Genomic DNA, 14,731 nt, shown 5'->3' with positions numbered 1-14,731 from the left:
CGCCATGGGGGTCTTCGTCTTCCTTCCGCTGGTACTTCCCTTGACGGCGTGGCCTGTTGCGCGCCTGGCCGAGCATCATCTGCATCCGCGGGCGGCGACGTGGCTGCTGAGCGCCGTCGCCGCCGTGCTCGCGGTGTGCAGCACCCTGTGCCTGGCCCTGCTGATGGTGGTCGGCACTGCCCAGCTGCCCGGAAACCCCCTGCCCGACGGGTGGTCGGACCCGGAGGTCCGTGAGGCCGTGCCATACGACGAAGTCGCAGGCAGGGTCGCGATCCCCGCGCTGCTCGCCGTGCTGGCCTCGTGCGCAGCGGCTGCCTGGCGTCACCGCCAGGTGCACCGCCGCGCCGACCGCGCCTTGGCCGGTCTGCCCGTCAGGTCCGTGGCCGTACTGCCCGACACGTCGCCGTACGCCTACGCGCTGCCCGGCAGACGCGACCGGATCGTCGTCACCACCGGCATGCTGGCCAGCCTGAACCCGGGTGAGCGGCGGGCACTGTTCGCCCATGAACGGTCGCACCTGGCCGGCCGTCACCATCGTTTCCTGCTCGCCGTGCAGCTCGCCGCCCGCGCGAACCCCTTCCTGCGCCCCCTGCGCACGGCCGTCGTGTACTCCACCGAGCGCTGGGCTGACGAAGAGGCCGCTCAGGCAGTGGGTAGCCGCCGGACCGTGGCGGTGGCAGTCGGGAAGTCCGCGCTCATCTCGCAAGGCTCACCGGTCCCCACGCTCGCCCACTTCGCCGCCCCCGCCGGGCCGGTGCCGCGCCGGGTCGCCGCCCTGCTGGGCCCGGCGCCGTCCACACGGATCTGGCCGCCGGCGTTCACCGCGGTGGGCTTGGCCGTATGGGGTGCGACCGCGGGTACCACCGTCTCGGCGCTGTCTTCGGCAAACGCGGCCGTCACCCTCTTCCTGATCCTGCACGCCGCCACCCCGATGTAGCCGGCCGCTACACGCGATGAGGGGCCTCCGCCGTCCGGCGGAGGCCCCTCATCGCGTGCTCCGGGCGCGGGTCAGCCGCGCGCCTTGAACCTCTCCAGCGCGGCCACGCCCGCTGCCGCGAGGCCGATCTGGATGAGCCACTCGATCCAGTCGATGCCCTTGGTGTCCGCTACCCCCAGCCCTGCCGCGAGGGCGGTGCCGACGAGAGCGGCGACGATGCCGACGGCGATCGTCCACAGGACGCCGATCCGCTGCCTGCCGGGCAGGGCGAGCCGGCCCAGGGTGCCGATGACCACGCCGATGATGATCGCGCTGATGATGCCCGAGATCTCCATGCCTGTCCCCTTCCCCGCTTACCGCGGCGGTAACTTCGGTGCCGGCTACAGGTCGAACTCGTGCGGCGCCAGGTCGAGCGTGAAGCACGCCTCGCGCACGACGGCCTGCTCGGTCTTGTCGAAGTCGCCGTCGGCGCCGCCGATGACGATGCCGATCTGGATCACGGCGCGCGCCTCGGCGGGCTTCTTCTTCGCCTTGGCGATCTCCTGGAGCACGCTGACCTTGCCGAAGTCGAAGTCGGCCATGAGCTTGTTCAGGTTGTCGTCGAAGCGGCGCTGCAGATCGGCCGCGTCGAAGTTCTGCAGCACCTCATTGGTGGCGATGAGCTGAGCGACCCGCTGCCGTTCGGCGGGGTCGATGGTGCCGTCGGCGGCGGCCACGAGCGCGCACATGGCCATGGATGCGTCGCGGAAGGCACCGGACTTGAGGTCGTTCTTCTTCGCCATGAGCTGCGTCTGCATCGTCGACGCGGACTCTTTGAGTCGGTCCCACAGGGCCATCGAGAACTCCCGGCTGATAGGAGAGGCCGTCCGGGCTGGGTGGGGTGAAGCCCGGACGACCCCTAGCTTCTACATTACTGTAGAAGCTACCAGGTCGGTCCGATGCGGGAGACGGAATAAGGGGGGGCTCAGCCGACGAGCCGGGAGACCTCCTTGGCGAGCCGTCCGTCCAGATCAGCACCTCGCATGACGACTTTGCCGGACGCGTCCAGGAGGACGTACGTGCCCGGCTTGGTGACGGCGAACCGGCTCCACACTTTCTTGTCGGGGTCGGCGAGGTGCCGCAGGTAGTGGGTGCCAGTCGAGGTGGCGAACTCCTTGAGGAAGGCGCTGCCTCCGGCCCCGGCGACTCCGACGACGCTGGCGGATCCGTCGTGGAGATCGGCCGTCAAGGTGACCTCGGGCGCCTGGGCGCGACACGCGGAGCAGGATGGTTCCCAGAACCACAGCACGGTCGGCTTCCCCGCGAGCGTGGTGCCGTCGAACGGCTGGGAGTCCAGCGTCGATGCGGTGAACTTAAGCCCTTCGGAGGGGGCACCTTTCGCTGCGTGGACACCTGGCGGGTTGCCGGTGCCGCAGGCAGCGCCGGCGAGGGCGAACACGATGGCCAGGGCAGCGAGAAGGGGGCGTCGGTGGCGCATGCAGGGCTCCAGGGGGTGAGGTGAGCAGTCCCTCCCCGGGCAAAAACTACATGCGCGTAGAAGAATGGCCAGTGCCCCCTGGGCGGCGTCGCACCAGTTTGACCCGTGTGGCGCACGCCTTCACGAACCCGTGGGGACCCGCGGCCGGCCGGTGTTCCGGCCGAGGCCCCCCACGCGCCGCTTAGCCCTCGTCGCCCTCGTCGTCGCCTTCGAAGAAGTCGCCCACCTCGTCGACGACCTCGGCGGCCACCATGCCGCCGACCACGCCGACGGCCAGACCTGCCGCGCCGGCAGCGATCGCCGTGCCCATGCCCGGGCCGGAACGGTGCCCGTCGCCGTGGTGGCCGCCGTGGTGGTGATCGCCGTGGCCGTACTCGTCCTTGTGTGCGTGGCCGCCGTGGGCTCCGTGGGCACCCTGGGCGAAGAGCGCGCCGCCGTGCCCGTGGGAGCCGTGCGGGGCGTGGCGGTCGACGAGCTGGCGGATCCAGCCGTCGACCTCCGCGTTCCAGTTGATGTGCTCGATGCCGTGGTGGTTCACGGTGAAGCGGGTGAGGGCGTCGTGGCCCTCGGAGAAGAAGCCGCCACGCTTGTCGGCCTCCAGGATGACCTCCATGCCGGCCGGTCCGGCCAGGAAGGTCACCTCGATCTCGCTGATCTGGTGCGCGTACTGCGGGGACGGTGCGAGCTCGATCTCCTGATAGAACGGCAGCTGCTGGCCCGTCCCGCCGATGTGGCCGAGTTCCAGGTCGGCCGACTTGAAGCCGAACCCGAGCTGCCCCAGGGCCTCCAGGATCGCTTCCTGCACGGGCAGGGGACGGACCGCGAGCGGATCGAGGTCGCCCTTGTCCTTCGCGCCGGCGACACCGAGCTCGGTACGCACGCCGAGCGCGATACCCAGGCCCTGGCCGTACAGTTCGGTGATCGGAGTCTCCCACGGCAGCGGGAAGGAGAACGGCACGCTGCGGCGCTCGCCCTCCCCGAGGCGGAAGTTCCCTCCGACGACGTGGCGATGGAAGACGACGACACCCTCGGACTCGCCCTCGTGGTGTTCGGCCTCGACGCGGGCGACGAGCTCCAGGGAGATGTGCTCGATGGCGAAGTCGGCGTTCCCGCCCTGGAGATGAACCTGCCCGGCAAGGACGCCGCCGGGCGTCACCGCACCGGGATCGAGCACGGTGTCCACCGAGGGGCCCCCTACGCCGAGCGAGCCGAGCAGACGCTTGAACACCATGAGGCGTTCACTCCTTCTTATCGCGTGTGTGGTTCAGCACTTCGGGCCCGAATACCTTCTGGCCGTCTACATGCGTGTAGAAGCATAGAGGCGGGGCCAGCGTCTCGGCATCAGCCGAAAGGGGCGGACGCCCGCATCCGGACAGCGGTACACATTCGACAGGGAGCGCGAGCACGTGACGGCGGCCGGCACAGACGATCTCGGTGAGGCATCCAACGAGATTCTGGAGGAGGCGGCCGCACTGTTCGGCCTACTGGCCTCCCCGGTGCGTCTGCGTGTCCTCCAGATCCTGTCCCGGGGCGAGAGCAGCGTGGCCGTGATCGCAGAACAGGCGGGCGGGGCGCTGTCCACGATCAGCCAGCACCTGTCCTCCCTCAAGCTGTCCGGTCTCGTAGGGGCACGGAGGGAGGGACGGCGGCAGGTGTACTTCGCCACAGACCCCGACGTCATCGCCGTGGTGCAAGTCGTGGTGCGACAACTCGCCGCACAGGCCGGAGCCAAGCACGCGCTCCCTCCCGGACCACGCCGCAACAGCCCCTGACCGCAGCAGGCTGCCTCCACGAGGGGACTCATGCCCGCGTCACGGGCTCGCCGGGTCGTGGACGTAGCACAGCGGCCCGGCGGCCCGGCGGTCTCGCCGGTAAACGTAGAGGGCCGCCGCGCCAACGACGCCGTGCGACGCTTCCACCTCGCACGGGTACGTCACCTGGATCACGTCAGGCCGCCCGCTCACCCGGATGCGCATCCCGTCGCCGGGCCCACCCGCGAGCACCGCCCGCTCCCACCCCGTCCCGTCACCCGGCACAGGAGACCAACCTCCAGAGTCACAGGGGGCACGCGGAAGGAAGTCCACCTCATAGATGTGCGTTGGCTTGGACCGCCGGCGCCCCGTATCGGCTACGTCCCCGCCAAGCGAGGGTGTTACTTGGCCGCGGCGTCCAGCGCGGCGAGCGCCTGGGCCCAGCGCACGTACTTCAGCTCCGCCAGGTCGGCGACCGTCTTGACGCCGAACGCCTCCTGCAGGAGTTCACCGTCGCGATCGGACACGCCCTTGAGTGCGGCCACGGGCGCGGCCAGAATCTCCGGCAGGCTCTTGTCCGCCCACGCCTTGTCCAGCACCTTGTCCAGGTCGATCGAAGCCACGACACCCTCCAGGAATCTCATCAGGCGCGACCATCGCACCTCTACAAGCGTGTAGAGGATATGAGGCCGGGAGCCACCTCGGGCGGCGCAGTCGAGACTCCGCCAACAAAGTCCGAAACCGATCGCCCCTCGCCCTTGGGCGGCTCCGGAGGGATCGGTGGGGCCAGCACACGCTTCTCCGAGTGGACACCCGACCAGAAGACCCTCCTGCGAGTTCCGCGCGAGCGCGCCGAGGGCACCGCTGTCGTGTGGCGCGGGTGCGGCTCGCAGGAGAAGGTGGGACACAAGGAGCGCGCCCACCCCCGCGGGGATCGCGGGTGAGGAGTGACGAGGCCATGTCGGGTCCGGTCGTGGTTGGGGTGGACGGTTCACCCTCCGCCCTGGCCGCGTCGGAGGCCGCAGGGCGAGAGGCACTCCTCCGGAACGCGGAGCTGCATGTCGTGCATGCCTTCACCTGGCCGGCCATGCACGTCCCGGCCGGCGCCTCGCCGCTCGGCCCGCCCGCCGGGGGCGTGCGGGAGGCCGTCGAGCACCTTCTCGCCGAGGCCGTCGAGCGGGCCCAGGCCGCAGCCCCGGGTGTGCGAGCCACCAGCGCCGTGATGCCCGGTGAGCCTGCGACGGCCCTCGAAGCGGAGTCCCGCTCTGCACAGCTCCTCGTACTGGGCCACCGCGGCTCGGGTGGCCTGCGAGGACACCTCGTTGGTTCGACAGCCGTGCAGCTCGCCGCTCACAGCCATTGCCCGGTGATAGTCGTACGGGACGCCGGCGAGCCCGGAGGTCCGGTGGTGGTGGCGGTGGACGGCTCCCCCGCAGGCCAGGGAGCAATCGCGTTCGCATTCGTGGAGGCACAGCTGCGCGGTAGCGAACTGGTGGCCCTGCACACCTGGAGCACCTGGAGCGATCACGGCGAGAGCGCCGGCCCGGACCATCCGGTGGAACTGGTCGACTTGATCGGCGACGTGGAACGGATGCGAGCGGAGGAGGAGCAGCTCCTGGCCGAGGCGGTCTCCGGGCACCGGGTTCGGCACCCGGAGGTGACCGTGCGTATGCGGGTGGTCCGGGGCCGTACGCGGCCGACGCTGATCGAGGCCAGCCGGAGCGCTCAGCTGATCGTGGTGGGCGCGCGTGGGCGCGGAGGCTTCGCCGGCCTGCTGCTGGGCTCGGTCAGCCAGGCTGTCCTGCATCACGCCCACTGCCCGGTGGCCGTGGTGCGCGCCGGTCTGTGACGACCGTCCCGCCCGACTGGCGGACGAAATGCGCAGCCACGGAGTGGAGGCTGGGGCCGTGAACGGCTACGTCTGGGATCTCGTGCTCATCGCCGGGCTGATCGTGCTCAATGCCCTCTTCGCGGGCACGGAGATCGCCCTGGTCTCGCTGCGTGAGAGCCAGCTGCGCCGGCTGCGGCGTAGAGGCGGTACCGGGGCCGCCCGCCTCGCGCGGTTGATCTCGGACCCCAACCGGTATCTGGCGACCATCCAGATCGGCATCACGCTCGCGGGCTTCCTCGCCTCGGCCACCGCGGCCGTCTCTCTGGCCGAACCGCTGGTGCCCCTGCTCTCCTTCGCCGGCCGCGCCGCCGAACCGGTTGCCATCGCCCTGGTGACGCTGCTGCTCACCTTCGTGACCCTGGTGGCTGGGGAACTTGCGCCCAAGCGTCTGGCGATGCAGTACGCCCAGCGTTGGTCCCTGCTCGGCGCCACTCCCCTGGACGTTCTCGCCACTGCATCCCGCCCCGCCGTGTGGGCCCTGAGTCACACCACGAACCTGATTGTCCGCCTCCTGGGCGGCGACCCCCGCGCCGCGAAGCAGCCGCCGACCCCGGAAGAGCTCCGCGACATGGTCGTCAGTCACCGCGGGCTGACGCCCCAGCAGCGCACGATCATCTCCAGCGCCCTGGAGATCCACGAGCGCACCCTGCGGGCCGCCCTCGTCCCCCGCCGTCAGGTCTTCACCCTGTCCGCGTCCATGCCGGCCGCCCAGGCCCGTACCGAACTGGCGGACTCAGGGCACTCCCGGGCTCCTGTCCTGGCCGCCGGCCGCTTCGAGGACGTCGTCGGCGTGGTCAATCTGCGCGACGCGACCACCAGCACGGACGACACCCCGGTGGCCGAGCTGGCCCGGCCCGCCACCGTCTTCCCCGACTCCATGAAGATCTCGGAGGCGCTGCGGGAGTTCCGCGCCAACAAGGAGCAGTTCGCCCTCGTCATCGACGAGCACGGCTCCACCGAGGGCATCGTCACCATCGAGGACCTCCTGGAGGAGATCGTCGGCGAGATCTACGACGAGACCGACCACGACATCGCGACCGCGGTCCCGCAGGCGGACGGCTCGATCCTCGTCCCCGGCTCGTTCCCCGTCCACGACCTCCCCGACATCGGTGTCGAACTCGGCCCTCTCGCCGACGACGACCATTACGCCACCGTGGCCGGCCTCATCCTGCACAAGCTCGGACGGATCCCCAGCAGTCCTGGAACCAGGATCCTGGCGGACGGGTGGGTCATCGAGGTCACCGTGATCGACCGCAACGCCGTCGCCGAGGTGCGTCTGAGGCCCGCCCGGCACGGCGCCCGACCCGACGGTTGATCCACCCTCGGCTCTCGATGCCGGTTTGCCTTTCCTTTACAGTGGTGTAGAAGCCTGCGTGGTCCCTCTGACCACGGATTCCGTCGAGAACGAGAAGGAGTGAGCGACCCGCAATGGGTGAGCCTCCCAGTACGAGCCGTGCCACCACCTGCCCAGTCGGCGTATCGATTCGGGGAGCGGGGGTGGCACGGTGACCGAAGTGCTTCTGCTGCTTCTGGCCCTGGCCCTCACGCTGGCCTGCGCGGTGTTCGTGGCGGCCGAGTTCTCCCTGACGACCGTCGAGCGCGGCGAGCTGGAACGTGCCGTCGAGGCGAAGGAGCGCGGCGCCGAAGGCGCGCTGCGTGCCGTCCGCCGCCTGACCGTGCAGCTGTCCGGCGCCCAGCTCGGCATCACTGTCACCTCGCTGGTGATCGGAATGCTCGCCGAGCCCTCCCTAGCGGCGCTGCTGCGCGGCCCCCTGGAGGCCATCGGCCTGGGAGGTGCCGCGTCCTCCGTCGCTACCGTCCTCGGCGTGGCGATCTCGACCGTGGTCCTGATGGTGGTCGGCGAGCTGGTCCCGAAGAACTGGGCGATCTCCCGTCCTCTGGCCGTCGCCAAGGTCGTGGCCGGCCCCCAGCGGGGTTTCACGGCGGCCTTCGGCCCGTTCATCCGGCATCTGAACAACACCGCGAACCGGTTCGTGCGCCGCTTCGGTCTGGAGCCGGCCGAGGAGCTGACCGCGGTCCGCACCCCCGACGAGCTGGCCTCCCTCGCGCGGCACTCGGCAGCGGAGGGCGTCATCGAAGCCGACTCGGCCGAGCTGTTCGTCCGTACCCTCCACCTCGGCGAGCTCACGGCGGAGAACGTCATGACGCCGCGCGTCGACGTCCGCGCACTGGAGGCCCAGGCCACCGCCGCCGACGCCGCCAACCTCACGTATGCCACCGGCCTTTCTCGCTTCCCGGTCTACCAGGACGTCCTGGACAACGTGATCGGCACGGTCCACATCCGTGACGTCCTCGCCCTCGAACCGGCCGCCCGCACGTCCACCCCGGTCACCGAGCTGGTCACCGAGCCGCTCCTGGTGCCCGAGACGCTGCCCGCGGACCGTCTGCTGGAGCGGATGCGGGCCGGTCGCACCATGGCCGTCGTCATCGACGAGTACGGCGGCATGGCCGGCGTCGCGACCGTCGAGGACATCGTGGAGGAGGTCGTCGGCGAGGTCCGCGACGAGCACGACCCCGTCGAGGTCCCCGACCTGCTGTCCGCCCCGCCCACCGAGGACGGCCGGGCCACCTGGGAGGCCGACGGCAGCGTACGGATCGACGAGCTGGCCCGCATAGGGCTGCGCGCCCCGGACGGGCCCTACGAGACGGTCGCCGGCCTCATCGCCACCCGCCTCGGCCGCATCCCCGCCCAGGGCGACGCCGTCCTGCTCGACGGCTGGCGGCTCGACGTCCTCGACGTCGAGCACCACCGGGCCGACCGGGTCCACCTGACTGAGCCCGCCCGCCTCGCCGAGCATGAGCACGCCGGGGTGGTCCGATGACCGCCGTGCAGCTGACCATCGGTTTCCTCACGCTCCTGACGAACGCGTTCTTCGTCGGCGCCGAGTTCGCCCTGATCTCCGTCCGACGCAGCCAGATCGAGCCGTCCGCCCGCGAGGGCGATCGGCGGGCCCGCACGGTGCTGTGGGGACTGGAGCACATCTCGCAGCTGATGGCCACGGCCCAGCTCGGGATCACCGCTTCCTCACTCGTTCTGGGCGCGGTCGCCGAGCCCGCCATCGCGCACCTGCTGGAGCCGGCCTTCGAGGCCACCCACGTACCGGCTGCCCTGGTGCACCCGATCGCGTTCGTCATCGCCCTCACCCTGGCCACGTACGCGCACATGCTCATCGGCGAGATGGTGCCGAAGAACATCGCGCTGGCCGCCCCGGCCAGGACCGCGCTGCTCCTCGGCCCGCCGCTGGTCACCCTCACCCGCGCGCTCAAGCCGGTTGTCTTCGGCATCAACGCCTTCGCCAACGCCCTGCTGCGGCTGCTGCGGGTCGAGCCGAAGGACGAGGTCGCCGCCGTCTACACGGATGACCAGCTCGCCCGCATGGTCCAGGACACCAGCGCAGCCGGCCTGCTCTCGCCCGACGACGGCGAACGGCTGCGTGACGCCCTGGAACTGGGCACTCGGCCGGTCGGCGAGATCCTCGTACCGGCAGCACGCATGGTCACCGTCAACCACCGGATCACCCCCGCCGAGCTGGAGCGCGCCGCGGCCCGCGCCGGCTACTCCCGCTTCCCGGTCGCCGGCCCCGCCGGCGCCGTCCTCGGCTACCTCCACATCAAGGACACCCTCGGCGTCGCCGACCGCGACAAGCCCTTCCCGAGGAGCGCGTTCCACCCCGTCACCCGGGTACGCATCGACACCCCGCTTGACGACACCCTCACCGCCCTGCGCGCCGACAGCAGCCATCTGGCCGCCGTCATCGGCGAGGCCGGCACCGTCCTCGGCTACGTGACCATGGAGGACGTCCTCGGAGAGCTGGTCGGCCCCGCCGTGTGATCTTGCCCAAGCGCGCCCGTCAGCCCGCCGATGCCCATCCCGATCACCTTTGATCACCGCACCACAAGGAGCACCCGCTTGTCCGCCAGACCGACGCACCCCGACAGCCCGAAGGGGTGCGGTAGCCGATGAACGCCGTACTCGGCCTGCTGGCCGTCCTCGTCCTGACCGCCGGCACCGGCTACTTCGTCGCCCAGGAGTTCGCCTACGTCGCCGCCGACCGCATCGCACTCGCCGGTGAGGCCGCGGCGGGCGACAAACGGGCCGCCCGCGCACTGAAGGTCCTCGAACGCCTCTCCTTCATGCTCTCTGGCGCCCAGCTCGGCATCACCGTCACCGGCCTCGTCGTCGGCTTCCTAGCCGAGCCGTCCGTCTCCGCCCTCCTCAAGCCCGCACTGGAGGGAACCGGTCTGTCCGACGGTGCCGTCTCGACGATCTCCATCGTCCTCGCCTTCGTCCTGGCGACCGTGCTCCAGATGGTCCTCGGCGAACTGGCGCCCAAGAATCTGGCCCTGGCCGTGCCCGAGCGGCTCGCCAAGTCTCTGGCCTCCTCCACGCTCGTCTACCTCAAGGTCGTCGGCCCGGTCGTGCACGTCTTCGACGGCGCCGCCAACAAGCTGCTGCGGAAGGTCGGCATCGAGCCGGTCGAGGAACTGCACCACGGCGCCACGCTGGAAGAGCTCAGCCACCTCATCGGCGAGTCCCATGAGCAAGGCCAGCTCCCCGCCGACACCGCCGAGCTTCTTGACCACGCCCTGGAGTTCTCCGAGCGCACCCTCGACGAGGTCATGGTGCCGCGCGCCGACGCCGTCTTCGTCCGCAAGGACGCCACCCTCACCGAGGCCGTCGAGCTCATCGCGAAGCACGGCCATTCCAACTATCCCGTGCTCGGTGACCACCCCGACGACGTCGCCGGAGTCCTGGGCGTGCGGGACCTCGTCCGGCTGCCCTCCGACCAATTCCCAGACCTGACGGCGGGGGAGTCCGCCCGGCACCCGCTGCTACTGCCGGACACGCTGCCGCTGCCGCAGGCCGTCGCCCAGATGCGGGAGCACGACGACGAGTTCGCCGTCGTTCTGGACGAGCACGGCGGCGTCGCCGGCATCGTCACCTACGAGGACATCGCGGAAGAGCTGGTCGGCGACATCGCCGACGAGACCGACAAGGTCGTCGCCACCGCCGTCCCGGACGGCGCGGGCTGGCGGATCGACGCCGGCCGCCGCCTCGACGAGATCGAGGACGCCACCGGCATCAGCCTGCCGGAGGACGACGACTACGACACCGTGGCCGGCCTCATCATCGACCGCCTCGGCCGCTTCCCCACCATCGGCGACCACCTCACCGTCGACGACGTCCGGATCGACGTGCTGACACTCGACCGCCACGTTCCCGAACGCGTCCGCCTCGAACGCGTCGCAGCCGCCGAAACCGCCGAGGAGGCGCAGGCATGAGCTTCCCCATGGCCCTCTTCGTCACCGTCCTGCTGCTCATCGGCAGCGGCTTCTTCGTCGCCGCCGAGTTCGCGCTCGTCGCCGCCAAGCGCCACCGCATCGAGAAGGCCGTCGCCGACGGGCAGCGCGGCGCCAAGGCGGCGCTCGCCGGTATGCGTGAGCTGTCGCTGATGCTCGCCGGCGCCCAGCTCGGCATCACCCTGTGCACCCTGGGCCTCGGCGCCATCTCCAAGCCCGCCATCTCCCACGAGCTCGACCCACTGCTCGTCAAGCTCGGGCTGCCGGAAGCACTCAGCTACGGAATCGCGTTCGCCGTCGCAATGGTGATCGTGGTGTTTCTTCACATGGTCGTCGGCGAGATGGCGCCCAAGTCCTGGGCCATCGCCCACCCCGAACGCTCCGCCATGCTTCTCACCCCGGCCTTCCGGGCCCTGGTCAAGGCCGTACGCCCGCTGCTCTGGCTCCTCAACAAGGTCAGCAACGCGCTCGTACGGATGTGCCGCGTACAGCCCCGCGACGAACTGACCGCCGTCCACAACCGCGAACAGCTCACCCACCTGGTGGAGGAGTCCGAACGCCTCGGCCTCATCAACAAGACCGACTCGCAGCTGATCACCCGCTCCCTCACCGAGCCCCAGACCCCGGTCGCCGCACTCCAAACCCAGGCTGCCGACATCGTCGCCGTTCCCGCGGGCGCCGACCTGGAGACCGTCCTGGACCGCGCCGCGGACGCGGACCTCACCCGTCTCCTCGTCCGCGACGGGGACCGGATCATCGGCTCCGTCCACATCCGCGACGCCCTCGTCGCCGCGGCCAGGGGTCGAAGCGTCACGGCCCGGGCCCTCGCCCGCCCGGTGCCCGAACTGGCCGCCACCACCACGGTGTCCGAAGCCGTCGAACAACTACGCCGGCGCCGCGCTTCCCTCGCCCTCGTACGCGACGAGGAAGGGACGCTCACCGGCCTGGTCAGCCTCGACGACCTCCTCGTACGGATCATGGGACCGCAGACCGCATAACGCATCCAGGCGTGCCGTCACCGACCGGCCAGCGACGGTACGCCCACGCGCACCGGCCGGAGAACCGACGTGTTCGCTCGGGACCGTCCTCACGTGCACGACGAAGGAAGAGCGGCCCACTCGGGCACTGGTTCGTCCCAGGCGTCAGGAGATGCCTCGCAGCCGATGCCGTCGCGGTCGAGCCGGCGCGGATCACTGGAGCCGCCCCAGACCGGGCCGGGAAGGTCCGAGCAGTCCACATTGGGGACGCCTGCCGGGGGGCCGGGCGGGAGTCCCGGGGGCCGGTCTGCGGGCTGTACGGTGCCGATGTCCGTCATGGTGCGGGGGTGGAGCCGCATGCTGACCACAGGCCCGCGTCGGCGTTGCGGGCATTCGCCGCCTGGGCCTGGGAGATCCCGGGCCATTACTTGTCGTTGGGCTGGTACAGCACGCTCTTGGCATGATCACCGCGCACCAGTGCCTCATTGACGAAGACTCCGTCCTCGTTCCACACGTAGAGCAGATAGCGGCCGTACCGGTCCTCGAGCTCGTCGCCACGCTCCACCCGGACCGTGCTCCCGGGCGGCAGGAGCGCCTGCGTTCGCGCGGTGGCTTCGCGACTGAAGCAGGTGCCCTTCTCCTGGGCATCGATCTCCAGCAGGCGGACCTTGGCCGTCGCTCCAGCGGTGATGATCTCGCCCTCCCCTCGTACCTCGATCGTGTCACCGTCGATCACGCCTGTGACCACTACGGTGCTGGGCCCGGGTGCGGGCCACGGAGCGGGTTCGGGCGGCTGCTCCGTGGGCGGCGCTGCGGGGAGCCCGTTCGCCGGCGGTGGTGTCTGCGGTGCACTCGGTGGGGGCGGCTTAGCGGGAGGTGCCTCGGCCGGCGCGGACGCCGAGGGCTTCGATTCCACCCAGGTCTGCCCCCGTCCTCACGGCGGGCGGAGGAGGCTCGGAAGCCAGCCGGTCGTTCCCCGCAAGAAGTGCTCCGAGCCCTAGGCCGTGTCTGACAAATGATCACGAGCTGGTTTCGCGGAGCCAGAGGATCAGCGAGGCAAGAACGACTCCGGCACGGTAGCGGTCGGCGAGCTTGTCGAATCTGGTCGCGATCGCGCGGAACTGCTTGAGGCGTGCGAAGCATCGTTCGACCACGTTGCGCTCGCGGTAGACCTCCTCGTCGAAGGCGGGCGGTCGGCCGCCGAGGCGCCCTCGGCGCTGGCGGTTGGCCGCTTGATCGCGACGCTCGGGGATCGTGACGGCGATGCCGCGGCGCCGCAGCAGGCGCCGGATCGCCCGGCTGGAGTAGGCCTTGTCGCCCAGGACTCGGGCCGGTGTTCTGCGCGGGCGGCCGATGCCCACTCTCGGAACGCGGATCCCGTCGAGGACCTGACCGAAGGCGGTGGCGTCGTTGACGTTGCCGGGCGTGAGCACGATGGACAGGGGCAGGCCACGGCCGTCGACGGCGAGGTGGACCTTGGTGGTCAGCCCGCCTCGGGACCGGCCGAGGGCCTGGCGCGTCTGCGAGCGGCCCGGATCTTCCAGTTCATCCCCGTCTGCGGCCCCTTTTTGCGAGCGCCGGAGGCGTGCTGATGGGCACGGTTGACCGTGGAGTCGACGGCGACGGTCCACTCCACCCGGCCCACCGCGTCGTCGCGAGCCTGGACATGTTCCAGCAGCTTCGCCCAGGTCCCATCCGCTTCCCAGCGGGCGAACCGCTCGTAGACGGTCTGCCAGGGTCCATACCGCTCGGGCAGATCGCGCCACGGAGCCCCGGTCCGCAGCCGCCACAGCACCCCGTTGACCACCTGCCGGTGATCACGCCACGGACGACCACGCCCATCCACCCGCGGCAGCAGGGGTTCCATCCGTTCCCACGCCGCATCCGTCAACTCACCTCGACCAGCCACAAGATCAATGATCAGAGTGCTCGTGCTCGGGCTCTCGCACGGGGTCCGTCACGAAACGGCTCAGCCGGTAGGTGGTCGGCAGCCCCAGGCGCCCGCACAGCGTGTCGATCCGGATCATCTCCCCGCTGACTCCGGCCTCCCGAAGACGGCGCAACCTCGTACGCATCTTCGCCCGGTCCGGAGTCTCAACGACCACTTCCCACTGTCCCGCATCCGGCGCAGTGCGAGCAGCAAGCCCCTGCCTCGCGTCCTCTTGCCGCCGCCTTCTTTTCCCCTGCCCTGGCACCTGCCCAGAATCACTGGCCGGCGTCAGGACGGCAAGGCAATTGGACCGAACACACACACGCTCGGTGATCATTTGTCAGACAAGCCCTAGTGACCTGAGTCGGAGATTCGTCGTTAGTTGGGCATGAGTCGTCCGGGTCCGAAGATTCCGCCGTTGTCTGTCACTGATGCCCAGAGGGCGG

At 70.4% G+C, this 14,731-nt stretch carries 14 protein-coding genes and 1 pseudogene; 8 read left to right on the top strand and 7 right to left on the bottom strand.

Annotated features, from left to right (window positions below; all coding sequences use genetic code 11):
• The first annotated feature begins 4 nt into the window (after positions 1-4).
• Positions 5-937 carry a M56 family metallopeptidase gene (locus ACFVQZ_RS27550; RefSeq protein WP_383627035.1) on the top strand — a complete coding sequence of 311 codons (933 nt, stop codon included), beginning with the start codon at positions 5-7 and terminating at the stop codon, positions 935-937.
• A gap of 71 nt (positions 938-1,008) precedes the next feature.
• Here the strand turns inward: ACFVQZ_RS27550 and ACFVQZ_RS27545 are convergent, their stop codons facing one another.
• The 4 genes from ACFVQZ_RS27545 to ACFVQZ_RS27530 form a co-directional block, all read right to left on the bottom strand.
• Positions 1,009-1,272 (bottom strand): GlsB/YeaQ/YmgE family stress response membrane protein, encoded by a 264-nt coding sequence (locus ACFVQZ_RS27545; protein ID WP_383627032.1) that lies wholly within the window; start codon positions 1,270-1,272, stop codon positions 1,009-1,011.
• Positions 1,273-1,317: 45 nt separating this feature from the next.
• Positions 1,318-1,773 carry a tellurite resistance TerB family protein gene (locus ACFVQZ_RS27540; protein ID WP_383627029.1) on the bottom strand — a complete coding sequence of 152 codons (456 nt, stop codon included), beginning with the start codon at positions 1,771-1,773 and terminating at the stop codon, positions 1,318-1,320.
• A 128-nt stretch (positions 1,774-1,901) separates the two neighbouring features.
• Positions 1,902-2,414 (bottom strand): redoxin family protein, encoded by a 513-nt coding sequence (locus ACFVQZ_RS27535; RefSeq protein ID WP_383627026.1) that lies wholly within the window; start codon positions 2,412-2,414, stop codon positions 1,902-1,904.
• Between the two features lie 181 nt (positions 2,415-2,595).
• Positions 2,596-3,645 carry a sporulation protein gene (locus ACFVQZ_RS27530; protein ID WP_383627023.1) on the bottom strand — a complete coding sequence of 350 codons (1,050 nt, stop codon included), beginning with the start codon at positions 3,643-3,645 and terminating at the stop codon, positions 2,596-2,598.
• Positions 3,646-3,820: 175 nt separating this feature from the next.
• Here ACFVQZ_RS27530 and ACFVQZ_RS27525 point away from each other — a divergent pair, with 175 nt between their 5' ends.
• Positions 3,821-4,186 carry an ArsR/SmtB family transcription factor gene (locus tag ACFVQZ_RS27525; RefSeq protein WP_383627020.1) on the top strand — a complete coding sequence of 122 codons (366 nt, stop codon included), beginning with the start codon at positions 3,821-3,823 and terminating at the stop codon, positions 4,184-4,186.
• A 380-nt stretch (positions 4,187-4,566) separates the two neighbouring features.
• Here the strand turns inward: ACFVQZ_RS27525 and ACFVQZ_RS27520 are convergent, their stop codons facing one another.
• Positions 4,567-4,788 (bottom strand): hypothetical protein, encoded by a 222-nt coding sequence (locus ACFVQZ_RS27520; protein WP_318209564.1) that lies wholly within the window; start codon positions 4,786-4,788, stop codon positions 4,567-4,569.
• Positions 4,789-5,123: 335 nt separating this feature from the next.
• Here ACFVQZ_RS27520 and ACFVQZ_RS27515 point away from each other — a divergent pair, with 335 nt between their 5' ends.
• The 6 genes from ACFVQZ_RS27515 (at position 5,124) to ACFVQZ_RS27490 (ending at position 12,376) form a co-directional block, all read left to right on the top strand.
• A complete protein-coding gene (locus ACFVQZ_RS27515) occupies positions 5,124-6,014 on the top strand; it encodes a universal stress protein (RefSeq protein WP_383627017.1) in 891 nt (296 codons plus the stop codon).
• Between the two features lie 58 nt (positions 6,015-6,072).
• Positions 6,073-7,371 carry a hemolysin family protein gene (locus tag ACFVQZ_RS27510; protein ID WP_383627014.1) on the top strand — a complete coding sequence of 433 codons (1,299 nt, stop codon included), beginning with the start codon at positions 6,073-6,075 and terminating at the stop codon, positions 7,369-7,371.
• Positions 7,372-7,561: 190 nt separating this feature from the next.
• Complete coding sequence (locus tag ACFVQZ_RS27505) at positions 7,562-8,899, top strand: hemolysin family protein (protein WP_383627011.1); 1,338 nt, start codon at positions 7,562-7,564, stop codon at positions 8,897-8,899.
• Positions 8,896-9,909: a hemolysin family protein gene (locus ACFVQZ_RS27500; protein WP_383627008.1), complete on the top strand. Its 1,014-nt coding sequence runs from the start codon at positions 8,896-8,898 to the stop codon at positions 9,907-9,909. The genes ACFVQZ_RS27505 and ACFVQZ_RS27500 overlap by 4 nt, the downstream gene beginning before the upstream one ends.
• Positions 9,910-10,037: 128 nt before the next feature.
• Positions 10,038-11,360, top strand: a complete 1,323-nt coding sequence (locus tag ACFVQZ_RS27495; RefSeq protein ID WP_383627005.1) for a hemolysin family protein — start codon at positions 10,038-10,040, stop codon at positions 11,358-11,360.
• Positions 11,357-12,376: a hemolysin family protein gene (locus ACFVQZ_RS27490; protein ID WP_383627002.1), complete on the top strand. Its 1,020-nt coding sequence runs from the start codon at positions 11,357-11,359 to the stop codon at positions 12,374-12,376. Before ACFVQZ_RS27495 ends, ACFVQZ_RS27490 begins: the two co-directional genes overlap by 4 nt.
• Positions 12,377-12,779: 403 nt before the next feature.
• On the opposite strand, the gene ACFVQZ_RS27485 is transcribed toward ACFVQZ_RS27490, so the two are convergent.
• Positions 12,780-13,091: a thermonuclease family protein gene (locus tag ACFVQZ_RS27485; RefSeq protein WP_383626999.1), complete on the bottom strand. Its 312-nt coding sequence runs from the start codon at positions 13,089-13,091 to the stop codon at positions 12,780-12,782.
• Between the two features lie 261 nt (positions 13,092-13,352).
• Positions 13,353-14,264, bottom strand: a pseudogene (locus ACFVQZ_RS27480) (IS5 family transposase).
• Positions 14,265-14,731 lie beyond the last annotated feature (467 nt).

The sequence above is a fragment of the Streptomyces sp. NPDC057854 genome, from assembly GCF_042797055.1.
GTDB lineage: Bacteria > Actinomycetota > Actinomycetes > Streptomycetales > Streptomycetaceae > Streptomyces.
This window is presented reverse-complemented; position numbering and strand designations above follow the sequence as displayed.

What these genes read in the sequence shown, in the direction of transcription:
- ACFVQZ_RS27540 (WP_383627029.1), bottom strand. Translation starts at nt 1,773, where the DNA reads ATGGCCCTGTGGGACCGACTCAAAGAGTCCGCGTCGACGATGCAGACG.
- ACFVQZ_RS27500 (WP_383627008.1), top strand. Translation starts at nt 8,896, where the DNA reads ATGACCGCCGTGCAGCTGACCATCGGTTTCCTCACGCTCCTGACGAAC.
- ACFVQZ_RS27535 (WP_383627026.1), bottom strand. Translation starts at nt 2,414, where the DNA reads ATGCGCCACCGACGCCCCCTTCTCGCTGCCCTGGCCATCGTGTTCGCC.
- ACFVQZ_RS27490 (WP_383627002.1), top strand. Translation starts at nt 11,357, where the DNA reads ATGAGCTTCCCCATGGCCCTCTTCGTCACCGTCCTGCTGCTCATCGGC.
- ACFVQZ_RS27515 (WP_383627017.1), top strand. Translation starts at nt 5,124, where the DNA reads ATGTCGGGTCCGGTCGTGGTTGGGGTGGACGGTTCACCCTCCGCCCTG.
- ACFVQZ_RS27495 (WP_383627005.1), top strand. Translation starts at nt 10,038, where the DNA reads ATGAACGCCGTACTCGGCCTGCTGGCCGTCCTCGTCCTGACCGCCGGC.
- ACFVQZ_RS27545 (WP_383627032.1), bottom strand. Translation starts at nt 1,272, where the DNA reads ATGGAGATCTCGGGCATCATCAGCGCGATCATCATCGGCGTGGTCATC.
- ACFVQZ_RS27530 (WP_383627023.1), bottom strand. Translation starts at nt 3,645, where the DNA reads ATGGTGTTCAAGCGTCTGCTCGGCTCGCTCGGCGTAGGGGGCCCCTCG.
- ACFVQZ_RS27550 (WP_383627035.1), top strand. Translation starts at nt 5, where the DNA reads ATGGGGGTCTTCGTCTTCCTTCCGCTGGTACTTCCCTTGACGGCGTGG.